Here is a 15,969-nt window from a genome sequence, read left to right on the forward strand (position 1 = left end):
GACCATCTTCTGTACATGAAGATCTATTAGAATCCTTAAGATTCGTCTGAAGCCCTTTGCCCCCCTTGCATCCTAGCGGCGCTTCATCGCTACTTACAATGGCTGTTTTAAATCCTTTGAGTTTTACCGGCCAACGCATCCCACTGCGTTGTTCAGTTAAATAGATTTGTACTGTCGATATATTTCCATTAGCTGTACAGGTTTGTTGGAGGTCAGGATACGAACATTCATACCACATATATCCATTATTTCCTGCCGACGCTTCATCCTTCCAGAAGTAATAATCCGCTCTACCAGATGCCAAATCATACGTAATTTCACTGGTCACGTCAGGAGCTGCCTGAACGCCAGTGAGCGTGCCAAACAAGCCCAATATCGCCGCAATCAATCGATTTCTCATGGTGCAACCTCCCTTTGCGCCGTCTGAACGTTTCCACGTAATTTAGGCTGTTTCAACTGTGCCTGAACCTGAATCGACTCCGGTAATTGTGAATAAGTCACCACACTACAAGTAACATCTCCGCTGTAACGAATGCTGGCGCGTTTCTTTACAACACTCAGTGGACACTTAAGGAATTGCTGCCCGGAAAGCAGATAGAGCTCTTTTTCGCTGCCGTTAATTTCAAGTGTAAATCCGCCATCTTCAGCTACCAGTAACATGGCGCTGTTCAGCCCCACAATCGGGAATTTTTTCACCGCTGCCGGCAGTAATAAACGACCGATATAGTTGTAGTTAAAGCTGGCAGACACTTCGCGATAGCGCAGCTTGCCAGGCAACAACATTAATTCACGATTCCCTGCACCGTTAATGATGTTTGTTGTCCCCTGCTGATTGCCCTGGCTACTGTCGTTAACCTCAACAAAACCAGACTGAAATCCAGGATAAGGGAACAACACACTGTCACTTTGACCAAGCTGCAAAGTTCGGCTGCCTGCCACCCGCGCTTCGAGTTGCAGATCCTGACTCTCTTCATCCTGTTCAGAGAAGCCTTTCACATCCACCAGTACCGCACCCAGCAAATCGTCTGTACCACTGGCTCCCAAATTAACGCCATAGCGACTGACAGCCAGCGTAGAGCTATAAGTGCCCGTAAAGGCCGAAAGATGATCATGATTCTTACGGTCATAACTATCAGATACGGTAGCGTAGACATTTCCGTATTGCCCATCCCAACGCCCGTTAACCGCGCTGTTTATGGTATCGGTGTTCAGGCCTCCGACGGTTACGCCAAGTTCTTTATGGCTGAATGAATCGTTATAAAAGGTATGCGATAACTGCCATGACGTTTGATCGCCATCCTGTTCGCTATAACGATAATCCGTAGACACATTGGTTGAATGGCTGTTGTTATTGCTATCCATCGTTGGCGTGTCAGATAACGAAAACGATAAGTACAAGCCGTTGTCGTCGTTATCGCCACCGTTGTCATTACGATGGAAAACACCGACTGACGTACTCAAAATCCAGTCACGCATCACAATAGCGCGGGAAGCGCTAAGTTGTACAGTTTCAGAGATACTTTGCGCTGTTGTCTGGCGAAGATAGTTATTTTCAAAGCTCTGCTGTTTATCCCAACGCAAACTATCATCAGTGTTATTTTGTGTGCAGGTATAACCCAGCATCATATTCCAGCCGACAAAATTCAGTGAAACTGTCGCGGAAATACTTTCATAACAGCTTAAGGCGTTATAGCTCTCTCTGCTGTCGGTTGTACAAGCATCGCCGTCAGAGTTGGTCCGATAAAAGCCCAACGTCGGCCATCCCGGATTACTCCAGTTGGCCTGTTGCATATCACCTTTGCCGCCGTCATCGTTACGGAACACGCTGGCGCTGATTGCAAGATTCCCCACCCCGCCTAAATCTGCCGTCCAGTTATTACCTAACTCGAAAGCACTCACATCATCGGCATTCGCCAGCCCTGCGTAGAGCTCATATTGCGGATGTAATGGCAGGCGTACTCCTAGCTGATAAGCTGAACTTTCATCATCAGAAACCTGTGATGTAGTTTTACCTGCCTGTAAGAACCATTGCGCATTTCCGTCAGTCAGACCGCCGGTTTTGGTAAACGGCACAAGCTCGGTGCGGGTGAGTTGGTTATTTTCGTAGACTTTTAATGCCACGCTGTAGCTGCCTGGCGGAAAGGAACTGGTATCAATAAATTGCGAACCACTATTGAGATAAAACGATCCCAAAAGTTGCTCATTACGATAAGCGTCAACACGAGAATTGCGCGAAAGCAGAACCATTACTGGGGTTCCTTGCTGGCTTTGCGCCTGGTTTAAATAGCTCAGTGTCGACCCGATACGCATCCCATCGATTGCACCGAGTGGCAGAAAGTTAAAGGTAAAGTTCCCGCCTTGTGCATTAAATAGTGTGCGGTTGTCCATGCGACCCGCCTGCACATAATAACGACGTAAAAAATCATAACGATAATAGAGATCGCTGACGTCAGTATTACTGTCACTGACATCATCTGCATCATAACCGTTGAAATTCCAGTGTGCACCAATATAGCTATTTTCTGTTATTCCCAGCGCACCGTTTCCCTGAATAGACAACGATTGGTAATCATCCTGTGCCAGAACATTGATGTCTTGCTGATGTATAAAAGCGTTAACAGTATTTTTGTCTGGATTTAAATATAATGACTTCGCATCGAAAGCTGAATTCCATTGCGGATTAATAAACAACGTTGCCGAACTTTCTTCATCATTATAGATTATTTCCAGCGTATCGGTATTCAGAAAACCACACCCTGAGTCAGTACGTACATAACCGCAAGCCAATTCACCGTGGCGAGCTAGCGGCTGCGATAATTTTTCTTTCACTATATGCGCGATTTTCTGATCGTCTACATCCAGTTCCAGCTTGTTATATAGACTTGCTGGATCAAGAAATGTTACGGTATCAAGATTAACCATTGCATAATATTTACCGAGACTTTTCCCTGAAAAATAAACCTCGATATACTCCTGCTGTCCCTGAGCAATAACCTCAAACCCTGCGGGAATTTTGGTTAATGTCGCCTCTGCCGGGCTGAGACTCGCCAGGATCAAAAGAGCCAGTAATTTTTTATCCATGGCAATCCTGAAATCCATAACAAATACTAAAACAGTTAAAATAAGGGAGGGCTACCCCTCCCTTTGTTACGTGTTAATTCTGTTATCCGGATTAAATATCCTGAGACAGATAAATGCTTACTACACCACGGTAGATGCCTGTTTCCAGAACACCTTTGGTGGTTTGAGCAAACATCAGGTTTTTAGCCAGAGAACCGTTAGTTAACGCATCGGAAGCAAAGATTTTGGTTGCGGTAAAAGTGGTTGCCGCATCAGCTTTAATTTCTTCACCACCCCAGGTTACTGTCAGCGGAACAATCTTGCTAGCATCCAGGCTTTGAACCAGTTGCGCTGGGGACACTAACTGCATTTTTACATCTTTGGTAACGTCGTTAGACCAGATTTTGGTCATCAACTGGTAAGATTGCAGACCCTGCCCCGGCAGATATTGCATTTCTACTGCTTTCGGCAACGCGGTGTTATCGGTCTGTGTCATATCCAGAGCGGCATCAACGTTGGCCGTTACAGTAATATCCTTTTGTACTGCCAATGCGGAGCCTGCAACAGAAAACATCGCTGCGACCAGAAGAGATTTTGCAAATACCTTTTTCATTACTATTCCTTCGTTTATTACAATGATAATTAATGGACCGCCAGTTCAAACTCGCCATTATCTTTGGTGATCCAGTTATTATATTTGACAACGATTTTGTCGTAGCCAGATATGCTTTCAAGATTTCTTTCCTGACCAGGGAATATGTTTTTATTTACGGTCTGTATCTTACAGTTTTCTTTGCTATTATTTTTACAATAAGCGATCGTTAAAAGCTTTAAGCGTTGATTCCCTGCATTAATTAATTTTTGGGCAGAATTTACTTCTAACTTAGCTATAGGTTGCTGAGGTGGAACACTAACAACGATTCCCCAAATTAAGTTAACTGTTAACTGCATAGAGAGATCTTTTTTATCTGTGGCAACGTCATCAATACTGGGAACCGCTTCAAATTTAACGCGATAATTTTTCTCTTTTTGCTCTGGTTCCATCGCAACAAAACGTACGGTTTTGCTACTACCGGCTGGTAAAGCGAATTTAGGTGGCATAACAACCAGATGATTTGCATCACCGGATTTAATCTCAACTTCATTTTCCTGAGGCGTCGATGGATTATCGATACGGAATACTGTCGCCTTGATGTACTGAACTTCATTACTTTTAGATATTACGCGAACGTTGCCTTCACCCTGACTATTAATGGAAACAGGCATAGGATAAACAGTCATATTTGACTGTGCCAAAAAAGGAGCGAACACGAATAAAAGCGGCGTAAGCCGTAATAAGAGATTAATTTTCGCCACCATATAATTTTGATCTTACAATATCGTTTCAAAAAAGTTGGTGTATTAGAGATGTAGATTTATTGTAAGTCAATATAAAAAAGCATTTTTAGTTAACATTAAATTTAAAGGCTGGGAATTAACTTACTGAAATTTAGTAGCTTTCACAATGACGATACTTATTTTTTAGGAATTTATAAATATTCACAATATTAATTTAATACATTAATTCAATCATCAAATTTATATATGACCAATGGCATACCCATGAATAAAGTGGTATGATAACTTCGTCCGCATTCCACTCCGGGAGACGCATATGGAAATCACTGAACCACGCCGTTTGTATCAACAACTTGCTGCTGACCTGAAAGAGCGCATTGAACAGGGCGTCTATCTGGTGGGTGATAAACTGCCTGCCGAACGCTTTATTGCCGATGAAAAGAACGTCAGCCGAACGGTAGTTCGTGAAGCCATCATCATGCTGGAAGTTGAAGGCTATGTGGAGGTGCGTAAAGGTTCAGGTATTCATGTGGTTTCCAACCAGCCGCGTCATCAGCAGGCGGCTGACAATAATATGGAATTCGCCAATTACGGTCCGTTTGAGTTGCTTCAGGCTCGCCAGCTCATCGAAAGTAATATTGCCGAGTTCGCGGCAACTCAGGTAACGAAACAAGACATCATGAAACTGATGGCCATTCAGGAACAGGCGCGCGGCGAACAATGCTTCCGTGATTCCGAGTGGGATTTACAGTTCCACATTCAGGTAGCCCTGGCGACGCAGAACTCCGCCCTGGCGGCCATCGTTGAAAAAATGTGGACCCAGCGTAGCCATAACCCGTACTGGAAAAAACTACACGAACACATTGATTCCCGTACCGTTGATAACTGGTGTGATGACCACGATCAAATTCTCAAGGCGTTAATTCGCAAAGATCCTCATGCTGCTAAGCTGGCAATGTGGCAGCATCTGGAAAACACCAAAATCATGTTATTTAACGAAACCAGCGACGATTTCGAGTTCAATGCCGACCGCTATCTGTTCGCCGAAAACCCGGTAGTGCATCTCGATACGGCCACCAGCGGCAGCAAATGAAATTCCTGTCCGACAGGCGCTGCAATGCGCCTGTTTGTCTCGTCGGTAAGCGAAAAGTATAAAGTGTCAGCCTGTGTAAATCCTCTCGCCACCCTCCCCTGCAATCAGCAAAATCAGACTCCACGGACATGTAATTTTGATAACGAACAACGTTGACCTTTGTTACAATTAGATTCAATTTGAATTTATGCTTTTGAATGCTTTCTTATCTCACGTTTTAACAGGGAATAGTTCAGGCTGTGTTGATGTATCAAACCCGCAGAACATACCAAAACAGCAATAACATTGCGGTAGTGCATCTTTTAAAACCAGCGTGGCGTTAACCGATTCACCAGGAATAATGAATGGAACTTTTGACCCAATTGCTGCAAGCCCTGTGGGCGCAGGATTTTGAAACCCTGGCCAATCCATCGATGATTGGCATGTTGTATTTTGTCTTGTTTGTAATTTTGTTCCTTGAAAATGGCTTGCTTCCGGCGGCCTTTTTACCGGGCGACAGTTTACTGGTATTGGTCGGCGTGTTGATTGCGAAAGGCGCGATGGGTTACCCGCAAACGATTCTGCTGCTGACCGTTGCCGCCAGCCTCGGTTGCTGGGTCAGCTATATTCAGGGGCGATGGCTGGGCAATACCCGCACCGTACAAAACTGGCTATCTCATTTACCCGCGCATTATCATCAACGCGCACACCATCTTTTTCATAAACACGGTTTATCGGCGCTGTTAATTGGTCGCTTTATTGCATTTGTCAGAACACTGCTGCCGACGATTGCCGGGTTATCAGGGCTGAATAACGCGCGCTTTCAGTTCTTCAACTGGATGAGCGGTCTGCTGTGGGTATTGATCCTGACAACTCTGGGTTACATGCTCGGCAAAACGCCGGTATTTTTAAAGTACGAGGACCAGCTGATGTCATGCCTGATGCTGCTCCCGGTGGTGCTGCTGGTGTTTGGCCTGGCAGGTTCTCTGGTCGTGTTATGGAAAAAGAAATATGGAAATCGGGGGTAAGGGATGCAAATACCTCGCATGTCGCTTCGCCAGCTAGCCTGGTCCGGCACTGTTTTACTTCTGGTCGGCACGCTGTTGCTGGCCTGGTCCGCGGTTCGCCAGCAAGAGTCTACGCTGGCGATTCGTGCCGTTCATCAAGGCACAACGATGCCAGACGGTTTTTCGATCTGGCATCACCTTGACGCTCATGGCATTCCTTTCAAAAGTATCACCCCCAAAAACGACACTCTGTTAATTACATTTGACTCCAGCGACCAGAGCGCCGCCGCAAAAGCGGTCCTCGACAGAACATTGCCCCATGGCTACATCATTGCGCAGCAGGACAATAACAGTCAGGCTATGCAGTGGCTGACCCGGTTACGGGATAACTCTCATCGCTTCGGATAACTTCCTGTTATCCGAAACATATCACTCACTTTGGTGATTTCACCGTAACTGTCTATGATTAATGAGGCGGTGGTTAACACTACCGCTTCGTTGTCTGGACAATCGTTCCTTTGTAATAGGTCCGAATCACAATGGAAGGTTCAAGAATGAAATACCGCATCGCTTTAGCTGTTTCTCTCTTTGCTCTTAGTGCCGGTAGTTATGCCACTACCCTGTGTCAGGAAAAGGAGCAAAATATCCTTAAGGAGATCAGCTATGCCGAAAAACACCAAAACCAGAATCGTATTGACGGTCTGAATAAAGCCCTGAGTGAAGTCCGGGCCAACTGTTCAGATAGCCAGCTGCGTGCCGATCATCACAAGAAAATCGCAAAGCAGAAAGATGAGGTGGCGGAACGCCAGCAAGATTTAGCCGAGGCGAAGCAAAAAGGCGATGCCGATAGAACGGAAACTGGCAGAAGCGCAGGAAGAGCTGAAAAAGCTGGAAGCGCGCGACTACTAACTCACAATAGTCACTACTTACTCACCTGGAGAAAACTATGTCGAAAGAACACACTACGGAACATCTGCGTGCTGAGTTGAAATCCCTTTCCGATACGCTGGAAGAGGTGCTTAGCTCATCTGGCGAGAAGTCGAAAGAAGAGTTGAGTAAGATTCGTAGCAAAGCGGAGCAGGCACTGAAACAGAGCCGTTATCGCCTGGGTGAAACCGGTGATGCCATCGCCAAACAAACCCGTGTCGCGGCGGCGCGTGCTGATGAGTATGTGCGTGAAAATCCGTGGACCGGCGTGGGAATTGGCGCTGCAATCGGTGTAGTGCTCGGCGTTCTGCTGTCGCGTCGTTAATTATGGCGGACACTCATCACGCGCAAGGGCCCGGTAAAAGCGTTCTGGGCATCGGGCAGCGAATTGTTTCCATCATGGTTGAAATGGTGGAAACACGTCTGCGGCTGGCGGTGGTGGAGCTGGAAGAGGAAAAAGCTAATCTCTTTCAACTTTTACTGATGCTGGGCCTGACGATGCTTTTCGCTGCATTTGGTCTTATGAGCCTGATGGTGCTAATTATTTGGGCGGTTGATCCGCAATATCGCCTGAATGCGATGATTGCCACCACCGTGGTGTTGCTGCTACTGGCACTGATTGGCGGTATCTGGACGTTACGTAAATCGCGTAAATCCACCTTGCTGCGCCATACACGCCATGAGCTGGCAAACGATCGGCAACTGCTCGAGGAGGAGTCCCGTGAGCAGTAAAGTCGAACGTGAACGACGTAAGGCGCAACTGCTTAGCCAGATCCAGCAACAACGGCTGGATCTTTCCGCCAGTCGTCGTGAATGGCTGGAGGCAACAGGCGCTTACGATCGTCGCTGGAATATGCTGCTAAGTCTGCGCTCCTGGGCGCTGGTTGGCAGTAGCGTGATGGCGATCTGGACGATTCGCCATCCTAATATGCTGGTCCGCTGGGCCAGACGCGGTTTTGGCGTATGGAGCGCCTGGCGTCTGGTTAAAACGACCCTCAAGCAGCAACAGCTTCGCGGTTAACTTCCCTCTGGCCGGAGCAATTCCGGCCTTATCCCTCAAATTTTTTGAATATTTTTGACAGTTTTCCTTGCTAACAATCATCATTCACCACGTTTATGATTCTCTCCATCGACAGCAACGACGCTAATACCGCGCCCTTGCACAAAAAAACAATCAGCAGCCTGAGTGGCGCAGTGGAGAGTATGATGAAAAAATTAGAAGATGTTGGTGTACTGGTAGCGCACATTTTAATGCCGATTCTGTTTATTACCGCAGGCTGGGGAAAAATCACCGCTTACTCTGGTACCCAACAATATATGGAAGCAATGGGTGTCCCGGGTTTTATGCTGCCGCTGGTGATTCTGCTTGAGTTCGGTGGTGGTCTGGCAATCCTATTCGGTTTCCTGACTCGCACCACAACCCTGTTTACTGCGGGCTTTACGCTGCTGACGGCATTTTTATTTCACAGCAACTTTGCTGAAGGCGTCAACTCGCTGATGTTCATGAAAAACCTGACAATTTCTGGCGGATTCCTGCTGCTGGCAATTACCGGTCCGGGCGCGTATAGCATCGACCGCCTGCTGAATAAAAAGTGGTAAGCACGCGCTATACTTAACGATAAAAAACGAGGAGGAAGCTCCTCGTTTTTGCTATTGGAGGAGAGAAAAATGGGTCAACTGATTGACGGCGTCTGGCATGACACCTGGTACGATACCAAATCTACCGGCGGTAAATTTCAACGTTCAGCTTCCGCATTTCGTAACTGGCTCACTGCCGATGGCGCACCTGGCCCCACTGGCACAGGCGGTTTTATCGCAGAGAAAGATCGTTATCATCTCTATGTTTCACTCGCCTGCCCGTGGGCGCACCGCACGCTGATCATGCGCAAACTCAAAGGACTGGAACCGTTTATTTCCGTTTCCGTAGTGAACCCGCTGATGCTGGAAAACGGCTGGACCTTTGATGACAGTTTTCCGGGAGCAACCGGAGATACGCTCTATCAACATGAATTTCTGTATCAGCTTTATCTCCACGCCGATCCACACTACAGCGGACGAGTTACTGTTCCCGTGCTGTGGGACAAAAAGAACCACACCATCGTCAGCAACGAATCAGCAGAAATCATCCGCATGTTCAATACCGCGTTTGATGCGCTGGGCGCAAAAGCGGGTGATTACTACCCACCAGCCCTGCAAACGAAAATTGACGAACTTAACGGCTGGATTTATGACACCGTTAACAACGGCGTGTATAAAGCTGGTTTTGCCACCAGCCAGCAAGCCTACGACGAGGCGGTGGCGAAAGTGTTTGAATCGCTGGCGCGACTGGAGCAGATTTTAGGCCAGCATCGTTACCTGACCGGCAACCAGCTAACCGAAGCCGATATTCGCCTGTGGACTACGCTGGTGCGTTTTGATCCAGTGTATGTGACCCACTTCAAGTGTGATAAGCACCGCATCAGCGATTACCTGAATCTGTATGGCTTCCTGCGCGATATCTACCAGATGCCGGGGATCGCCGAAACTGTCAATTTCGATCACATCCGTAATCATTACTTCCGCAGCCATAAGACCATCAACCCTACGGGGATTATTTCAATTGGTCCGTGGCAGGATCTCGATGAACCGCATGGACGAGATGTTCGCTTCGGTTAAAAAAAGGCACCTTACGAGGTGCCTCTGATAATTAGCTAAGTGCATGTTGTTCATGTCGGATGCGGCGTGAACGCCTTATCAAACCTACAAAGCGTTTATATTCAATATGTTACAATGACCGTGTAGGCCAGATAAGCGTAGCGCATCTGGCGATTTTGCGCTTGCCATCAGTCTTAGCGCGCCTTCACGGCACTTTATTAATTCCTTGAACGAATATTTACTGCCATTTCATTCACGTCTATTCTTAATTTGCTGCTTTAAAAACAAGTGATTGAGCAAAATTGAGGCAAAAATGGACTGGTATCTGAAAGTACTAAAAAATTATGTCGGTTTCCGGGGTCGTGCGCGGCGCAAAGAGTACTGGATGTTTATTCTGGTCAACATCATCTTTACGTTCGTGCTGGGGCTGCTGGATAAAATGTTAGGCTGGCAACGCGCTGGTGGCGAAGGCATCCTGACGACAATCTACGGTATTCTGGTGTTTTTACCGTGGTGGGCGGTTCAGTTCCGCCGCCTGCACGACACCGACCGCTCGGCGTGGTGGGCACTGCTATTCTTAATCCCGTTTATCGGCTGGCTTATTATCATCGTCTTTAACTGCCAGGCGGGTACGCCAGGCGAAAACCGCTTTGGACCAGATCCAAAACTGGAACAAGAATAATGATTAAGCACCTTGTAAAAGGTGCTTCAAATTGTTGACAAAGTGCGCTTTGTTTATGCCGGATGCGGCGTAAACGCCTTATCCAGCCTACAAATTGCCAAAATTCAATATATTGCAGTGACTGCGTAGGCCTGATAAGCGTAGCGCATCAGGCAGTTTTGCGTTTGTCAGCAGTCAGAAGCACCTTGTGAAAGGTGCTTAATAGATTATTTTCCAGCGAACAACTTTGGAATTTCCCGCAGACACCAGGATTTCGCTTCCCCCATACTGTCACGACGCCAGGCCATAATAATATCGATCTCGCTGGTCGATTCCGGGCTGACGACACGCAACCGCCCTTCCGCAATATCTTTTTCGACCATCGGATACGGCATCGTCGCCACGCCAAGCCCCGCCAGTAATGCCTGACGTTTATCTTCAATCGTGCTCACCGTTAAGTGCGGCTGTTTGTCCAGCAGCTGTACGGTCAACACCGGGCGCTCACGAGCGGTATCCGCTACCGCAATTCCACGATATTTCACACGCGTCACTTCAGATAACGGTTCCGGCTCCTGATGAATCGGGTGATCAGGCGCGGCAACGTAGACGTTCATTAACGTATAGAGCTTGCGCGAGTTGATCTCCGACGAGGAACGAAAATGCATATCCGGCGCGATAACGATATCCGCCCGCCCCTGCTCCAGCCGTTCCCACGCCCCCGCCAGCACTTCTGTGATGATTGCCAGTTGGGTATTGGCTTTTGCCGCCAGTTTGTCGATTAACGGGAAAAAGGCAGGTGTCGGTACCAGCGCTTCGGTCACAATGGTGAGATGCGTTTCCCAACCGCGCGCGAGAGCTTCCGCATCAGTAGTCAGTTTATCTGCGGCTTCCAGCAAAACGCGCCCTCGCTCCAGCAACATCCTCCCGACATTGGTGAATTTGGTGCGATGGCCCGAGCGGTCAAACAGCACCACATCCAGCTCTTCTTCCAGTTTTTGCATGATGTAGCTAAGTGCGGAAGGCACGCGTCCCAGCTCATCCGCTGCCGCCGCAAAACTGCCCCGGCGATCGATCGCATCCATAACCCGTAGTGCTTCCAGCGTTAATGCCCTTTCTTTGGCCATTTCGTTCTCATTCAGGAAATTTGAACATACCGGGCAGAATATCTGGCTAACAATGTAGCGTCCAGCCCCTTACCATAAAAGGAAGTAAAGAGAGGTCAAGAATTATGATTACTACCCGAACTGCCAGGCAGTGTGGACAAGCAGACTACGGATGGTTGCAGGCCCGGTATACTTTTTCCTTTGGACACTACTTCGACCCGAAATTGTTAGGCTATGCCTCCCTGCGTGTGCTTAACCAGGAAGTGCTGGCCCCAGGTGCCGCCTTTCAGCCGCGAACCTATCCCAAAGTCGATATTTTAAATGTGATTCTGGATGGAGAAGCAGAGTATCGCGACAGCGAAGGCAATCATGTTCAGGCCAGCGCCGGAGAGGCGTTGCTGCTCTCTACCCAGCCGGGTGTCAGCTATAGCGAACACAATCTCAGCAAAGACAAACCGTTAACGCGAATGCAGCTTTGGCTGGATACCTGCCCGCAGCGAGAGAATCCGCTGATTCAAAAGCTGGCGCTTAATATGGACAAGCAGCAATTAATCGCCTCGCCAGAGGGTGCGATGGGAAGCCTGCAATTACGCCAACAAGTGTGGCTGCACCATATCGTGCTCGACAAAGGCGAAAGTGCGAATTTCCAGTTGCATGGGCCACGCGCGTATTTGCAATCGATTCACGGGAAATTTCATGCGCTTACGCATCATGAAGAGAAAGCGGCGCTAACCTGCGGTGATGGGGCGTTTATTCGTGACGAGGCTAACATTACGCTGGTTGCCGATTCCCCACTGCGCGCTTTGCTGATAGATTTGCCTGTCTAGTTGTTTTTACAGGGAGATGATGATGAGTAAAAAATCGACCAAAAAGCGCCAGCTAGCGAAGCCCGTGGTGGCGAAAGAACCTGCTCGCACCGCCAAAAATTTTGGCTATGAAGAGATGTTGAGCGAGCTGGAAGCTATCGTCGCGGATGCTGAAACGCGTTTAGCCGAGGATGAAGCTACCGCGTAAAGACAGGTTGCCGGATGCGGCGTAAACGCCTTATCCGGCCTACAAAACACAACAACATCAACAAATTAAACACCCCGTAGGCCGGATAAGATGCGCCAGCATCGCATCCGGCATCAGGTACAAAACACAACAACATCAACAAGTTGAGCACCCCGTAGGCCGGATAAGGTGCGCCAGCATCGCATCCGGCACAATACTCAAAACCTGGCGTTTATCTGGCCTTGCTCGCCATAATCTCGATAATCTGCCGATCCGTTTGCTGCATCGAATGGCTTGCTAACGCACACAGGTTGGCAATCGACTGCTCAACATCATGCGCCACGATCCCTTCATTGCCGGTCACGGCGGTATCATCCAGCGCCATTAACACCGCTTTCCACGCAGCCGAAGCACTGGTCGAAACCTTCGCACCATCGCAAATCATGCCGCTGACATCGCCGATCATACTGCTGATCGCCATCGAGATAGTTTCATAACGCCCATCCACCAGCCATGCCATCCCGGCGGCGGCCCCCATTGCTGCGGTCGTTGCGGCACAAAGTGCAGACAAACGCGGTAACTGGTTATGGATGTAAATTGCGCTCAAATGAGAAAGCATCAGCGCACGCGCCAGTCGTTCATCATCCGCTCCGAAGTGTTCTGCTACAACCACCACAGGCATTGTTGCGGTGATCCCCTGGTTACCCGAGCCGGAGTTACTCATAGCCGGAAGCGTAGCGCCGCCCATACGCGCATCGGATGCCGCGCTGGTACGAATCACAATGGATGAAGAGAGATCTTTCGCCAGCAAACCGCGCTCGCACTGTTTTTCCAGCGTCGCGCCAATATGCAGCCCCCACTTACCGCTCAAACCTTCCTGCGATAACGCACAATTTAGCTTCGCGGAATCGAGAATAAAGCGGATCGCCGCAAATGGGACTTCATTGACGAACTTCAGGATCTCAGCCAGCGTCGTTCTGGAAAGCACCGTCAGCGGCGACTCTTGCTCGCCCTCTGCCACACACGCCTGCTGGGTAAACACCACACCATTGTGCGTCTCAATATGCACAATGTTGGTATGCCCGCCGACGATGGTGACACACGCCCACTTCTCACCGTTCCAGACTTTGGCGCGTGAGAAGAGGATTTCATTGCAAGGTTCCTGGATCTTAACAGAGACTTTCCCCGCCGCCAGCAGTGCTTTGGCATCGGCAATTGCCTGCGCAGTTGCGTCTTTCAGCACTTCCAGCCCGGCGTTGGCATTTCCACCTAACGCCCCCAGCGCCGCCGCAATCGGCAGCCCCACCATTCCCGTGCCGGGAACGGTGATGCCCAGACCGTTCTTCATCAGATTTGGCGAAACCCAGGCTTCTACACGTTCAACCGGACCTTCCAGTTCTGCCGCAGCAACCGCCGCCGCCAGCGCCAGTGAAATCGGTTCAGTACATCCCAGCGCCGGTTTTACTTCCTCCTGAACGGCGAGGATGTAACGCTGCCATAACGGATTTAAAGTCGAATCAAACATATTAAAAACCTTAAAATTTCAGGTAAATCAAGAAAATGCCAGGAACAGAGAAACACAAAGCAACAAACCAGTGACGATAATCAGGTACAGAGACATCCCTTTGTATTTGTGCAATGCCGGTACTTTGTAAACCAGCCACGCCGGGATCAGGCACCCTACCATGCCGAAAATCGGGCTACAGATAGAGGTGAAGCTCAACACCGGTGCGTTCAGTACGATGGCGCTCCAGGCCAGCAAAATGGCGAAAATCATGATGCCGCGCTGAACAAGATTTTCGTTAATCTTCTCGGCAGGCATCTTGCGACGCAGGATGTTCATTACGATCCCTTGCGTTGCTTCGCGAAAGCCTAAATAGACGCCAAAGAATGCAGTCATGACAGCAAAGATATTGAGAATGACGCTGACCACTTTCACCCACGCTGCGCCGTCACCGCTAATAAACTGTGCGGCAATCGCCAGCGCGGAAATATTCTGCTCGTAGGCTTTTACCGCTTCGTCATGTCCCATCGCCAGCGTGAACGACACGGCGTAGAAAAAGACGGTGACAAACAAAATGCCAAACGCGATATTCATTGCCCGCAATGCTTTATGCCGCGCCACTTCAATTGATTTTTCCCGCGAGCGATAAGAGATCACCATCGGGCTTAACGTCTGGATAAACAGAATCGACGTCAGGGTAAACGGCAGCGTAATAATGGCGTTTTTCACCAGCAGCCCCAGCGGCGGTAGCGAACCGACGTTATACAGATGCCACATTCCCACCATCGACACGCCCAGCGCAGCGACTACCAGCAGCTTGGTCAGCACCATGTCGGTCGAAATTTTGAATAACAATTTCTCGCCGCGTGAAGAGATCGCCACCAGAATGCAAATCAGTACCAGACCATAAAAGGGACTGTCTGACAGCAACCCTTCCGTCACGCCGAAGGTATGCAGATAGGAAGCACTATCGTTGGTGATGGCGGTGGAATAGACGAACATCCAAATCACCAGCATTACGAAATAGAGCGCACCTAACAGGATGCCCCAGTTTTTACCTAAATAACCGCTAATGACACTCGGGTAATCTTTACATTCTGGTGATTCTGCCAGCGTATTAATAAACAACCGCTGAAACAGATACATTGCCGGGTAACCAATCACCGATGAGAGCAAAAATACCCACAATCCCATCAAACCGACCTGCACCGGGAGAAAAACAATCCCCGCGCCAATCGCCATCCCGATACTCATAATCACCCAGCAGGTGTCAGTACTGTCGAATTTGATCGCTTCTCGCCACTCGCTCTCACTCATTCCAGCACGACCCGCCGGGGTCGAAGCGTCTGCAATGACGCCTTTATTCGATGCAATTTCCATAATTTCTCGCTCAATATTTTGTAGGGCTTATTATTTTTTTCCGAGCCGCATCAAGGCGATATGCGGTCTACGTTTTTGCAGGCGAGTTATTAGAATAAAGAAATGATACGCGCGAGGTCAGAGAAAATCTTCACAATCAAGACTTTAAAATAACAGAGATGGATAAGAATTTTCTACTAAATTAATCGCAAGAGAATATTCATTCTCTATTTGCGGCAGATCACAAAAAAAAGGTGCACATTTGGGTAATGACTCCAACTTACTGATAGTGTTTTATGTTCAGATAATGC

18 protein-coding genes and 2 pseudogenes are annotated in these 15,969 nt (G+C 48.5%); 13 read left to right on the forward strand and 7 right to left on the reverse strand.

Translation table 11 applies throughout. The features are described from left to right. From ACUU1I_RS14780 to ACUU1I_RS14795, 4 genes and pseudogenes are all read right to left on the reverse strand, one after another. Positions 1–400, reverse strand: a pseudogene (locus ACUU1I_RS14780) (CfaE/CblD family pilus tip adhesin); the annotation flags it as partial. Further along, positions 397–3,081 (reverse strand): TcfC E-set like domain-containing protein, encoded by a 2,685-nt coding sequence (locus ACUU1I_RS14785; RefSeq protein ID WP_000358680.1) that lies wholly within the window; start codon positions 3,079–3,081, stop codon positions 397–399. The gene ACUU1I_RS14785 and the pseudogene ACUU1I_RS14780, both read right to left, overlap by 4 nt. 91 nt (positions 3,082–3,172) lie before the next feature. Continuing rightward, positions 3,173–3,673, reverse strand: coding sequence for a CS1 type fimbrial major subunit (locus ACUU1I_RS14790; RefSeq protein WP_000755097.1), 501 nt, complete (start codon positions 3,671–3,673; stop codon positions 3,173–3,175). Between the two features lie 29 nt (positions 3,674–3,702). Beyond that, positions 3,703–4,419: a fimbria/pilus periplasmic chaperone gene (locus tag ACUU1I_RS14795; protein WP_000225853.1), complete on the reverse strand. Its 717-nt coding sequence runs from the start codon at positions 4,417–4,419 to the stop codon at positions 3,703–3,705. A 295-nt stretch (positions 4,420–4,714) separates the two neighbouring features. Here ACUU1I_RS14795 and exuR point away from each other — a divergent pair, with 295 nt between their 5' ends. From exuR to ACUU1I_RS14850, 11 genes and pseudogenes are all read left to right on the forward strand, one after another. Next, the gene (exuR, locus tag ACUU1I_RS14800; RefSeq protein ID WP_000406488.1) at positions 4,715–5,491 is read left to right on the forward strand and encodes a transcriptional regulator ExuR; all 777 of its coding nucleotides are present in this window, start codon (positions 4,715–4,717) and stop codon (positions 5,489–5,491) included. Positions 5,492–5,730: 239 nt separating this feature from the next. Continuing rightward, positions 5,731–5,814, forward strand: coding sequence for a protein YqiM (yqiM, locus tag ACUU1I_RS14805; RefSeq protein WP_211180508.1), 84 nt, complete (start codon positions 5,731–5,733; stop codon positions 5,812–5,814). A gap of 21 nt (positions 5,815–5,835) precedes the next feature. Further along, the gene (gene yqjA / locus ACUU1I_RS14810) at positions 5,836–6,498 is read left to right on the forward strand and encodes a DedA family general envelope maintenance protein YqjA (protein WP_000422149.1); all 663 of its coding nucleotides are present in this window, start codon (positions 5,836–5,838) and stop codon (positions 6,496–6,498) included. 3 nt (positions 6,499–6,501) lie between these two features. After that, positions 6,502–6,885, forward strand: a complete 384-nt coding sequence (gene mzrA, locus ACUU1I_RS14815) for an EnvZ/OmpR regulon moderator MzrA (RefSeq protein WP_001166768.1) — start codon at positions 6,502–6,504, stop codon at positions 6,883–6,885. A gap of 146 nt (positions 6,886–7,031) precedes the next feature. After that, positions 7,032–7,386 (forward strand): annotated as a pseudogene (yqjC, locus tag ACUU1I_RS14820) (DUF1090 family protein YqjC). 37 nt (positions 7,387–7,423) lie between these two features. Further along, complete coding sequence (locus ACUU1I_RS14825; RefSeq protein WP_000031415.1) at positions 7,424–7,729, forward strand: DUF883 family protein; 306 nt, start codon at positions 7,424–7,426, stop codon at positions 7,727–7,729. Positions 7,730–7,731: 2 nt separating this feature from the next. Then, positions 7,732–8,136, forward strand: coding sequence for a phage holin family protein (locus ACUU1I_RS14830; protein ID WP_000785722.1), 405 nt, complete (start codon positions 7,732–7,734; stop codon positions 8,134–8,136). After that, a complete protein-coding gene (locus tag ACUU1I_RS14835) occupies positions 8,126–8,425 on the forward strand; it encodes a YqjK-like family protein (RefSeq protein WP_000096086.1) in 300 nt (99 codons plus the stop codon). Before ACUU1I_RS14830 ends, ACUU1I_RS14835 begins: the two co-directional genes overlap by 11 nt. Before the next feature lie 185 nt (positions 8,426–8,610). Continuing rightward, positions 8,611–9,003, forward strand: a complete 393-nt coding sequence (locus tag ACUU1I_RS14840) for a DoxX family protein (protein WP_000732227.1) — start codon at positions 8,611–8,613, stop codon at positions 9,001–9,003. A gap of 69 nt (positions 9,004–9,072) precedes the next feature. Further along, positions 9,073–10,059 (forward strand): glutathionyl-hydroquinone reductase YqjG, encoded by a 987-nt coding sequence (gene yqjG, locus ACUU1I_RS14845; RefSeq protein WP_000531201.1) that lies wholly within the window; start codon positions 9,073–9,075, stop codon positions 10,057–10,059. 292 nt (positions 10,060–10,351) lie between these two features. Then, a complete protein-coding gene (locus ACUU1I_RS14850; protein ID WP_001314179.1) occupies positions 10,352–10,720 on the forward strand; it encodes a DUF805 domain-containing protein in 369 nt (122 codons plus the stop codon). A gap of 206 nt (positions 10,721–10,926) precedes the next feature. Here ACUU1I_RS14850 and yhaJ read toward each other — a convergent pair whose 3' ends face one another. Then, entirely contained in the window at positions 10,927–11,823 is an 897-nt protein-coding gene (gene yhaJ, locus ACUU1I_RS14855; RefSeq protein WP_447388963.1) for a DNA-binding transcriptional regulator YhaJ, read from the reverse strand. A 104-nt stretch (positions 11,824–11,927) separates the two neighbouring features. On the opposite strand from yhaJ, the gene ACUU1I_RS14860 reads away from it, so the two are divergent. Beyond that, a complete protein-coding gene (locus tag ACUU1I_RS14860) occupies positions 11,928–12,629 on the forward strand; it encodes a pirin family protein (RefSeq protein ID WP_000633582.1) in 702 nt (233 codons plus the stop codon). Between the two features lie 22 nt (positions 12,630–12,651). Continuing rightward, complete coding sequence (gene yhaL / locus ACUU1I_RS14865) at positions 12,652–12,816, forward strand: protein YhaL (protein WP_005115878.1); 165 nt, start codon at positions 12,652–12,654, stop codon at positions 12,814–12,816. 211 nt (positions 12,817–13,027) lie between these two features. Here yhaL and cyuA read toward each other — a convergent pair whose 3' ends face one another. Further along, positions 13,028–14,320 (reverse strand): cysteine desulfidase, encoded by a 1,293-nt coding sequence (cyuA, locus tag ACUU1I_RS14870; protein WP_000460494.1) that lies wholly within the window; start codon positions 14,318–14,320, stop codon positions 13,028–13,030. 27 nt (positions 14,321–14,347) lie between these two features. Beyond that, on the reverse strand, positions 14,348–15,679 hold the full coding sequence (locus ACUU1I_RS14875) for an amino acid permease (protein WP_000401564.1): 1,332 nt from the start codon (positions 15,677–15,679) through the stop codon (positions 14,348–14,350). Between the last annotated feature and the right edge of the window lie 290 nt (positions 15,680–15,969).

Source organism: Shigella sp. SIG3 (assembly GCF_053555855.1).

Bases quoted from the DNA above. Each gene is read 5' to 3' on its own strand.
- ACUU1I_RS14860 (WP_000633582.1), top strand. From the start codon at position 11,928: ATGATTACTACCCGAACTGCCAGGCAGTGTGGACAAGCAGACTACGGA.
- ACUU1I_RS14825 (WP_000031415.1), top strand. From the start codon at position 7,424: ATGTCGAAAGAACACACTACGGAACATCTGCGTGCTGAGTTGAAATCC.
- exuR (WP_000406488.1), top strand. From the start codon at position 4,715: ATGGAAATCACTGAACCACGCCGTTTGTATCAACAACTTGCTGCTGAC.
- yqjG (WP_000531201.1), top strand. From the start codon at position 9,073: ATGGGTCAACTGATTGACGGCGTCTGGCATGACACCTGGTACGATACC.
- cyuA (WP_000460494.1), bottom strand. From the start codon at position 14,320: ATGTTTGATTCGACTTTAAATCCGTTATGGCAGCGTTACATCCTCGCC.
- ACUU1I_RS14795 (WP_000225853.1), bottom strand. From the start codon at position 4,419: ATGGTGGCGAAAATTAATCTCTTATTACGGCTTACGCCGCTTTTATTC.
- ACUU1I_RS14830 (WP_000785722.1), top strand. From the start codon at position 7,732: ATGGCGGACACTCATCACGCGCAAGGGCCCGGTAAAAGCGTTCTGGGC.
- ACUU1I_RS14850 (WP_001314179.1), top strand. From the start codon at position 10,352: ATGGACTGGTATCTGAAAGTACTAAAAAATTATGTCGGTTTCCGGGGT.
- yqjA (WP_000422149.1), top strand. From the start codon at position 5,836: ATGGAACTTTTGACCCAATTGCTGCAAGCCCTGTGGGCGCAGGATTTT.
- ACUU1I_RS14790 (WP_000755097.1), bottom strand. From the start codon at position 3,673: ATGAAAAAGGTATTTGCAAAATCTCTTCTGGTCGCAGCGATGTTTTCT.
- yhaL (WP_005115878.1), top strand. From the start codon at position 12,652: ATGAGTAAAAAATCGACCAAAAAGCGCCAGCTAGCGAAGCCCGTGGTG.
- ACUU1I_RS14875 (WP_000401564.1), bottom strand. From the start codon at position 15,679: ATGGAAATTGCATCGAATAAAGGCGTCATTGCAGACGCTTCGACCCCG.
- ACUU1I_RS14840 (WP_000732227.1), top strand. From the start codon at position 8,611: ATGAAAAAATTAGAAGATGTTGGTGTACTGGTAGCGCACATTTTAATG.
- yhaJ (WP_447388963.1), bottom strand. From the start codon at position 11,823: ATGGCCAAAGAAAGGGCATTAACGCTGGAAGCACTACGGGTTATGGAT.
- mzrA (WP_001166768.1), top strand. From the start codon at position 6,502: ATGCAAATACCTCGCATGTCGCTTCGCCAGCTAGCCTGGTCCGGCACT.
- ACUU1I_RS14785 (WP_000358680.1), bottom strand. From the start codon at position 3,081: ATGGATAAAAAATTACTGGCTCTTTTGATCCTGGCGAGTCTCAGCCCG.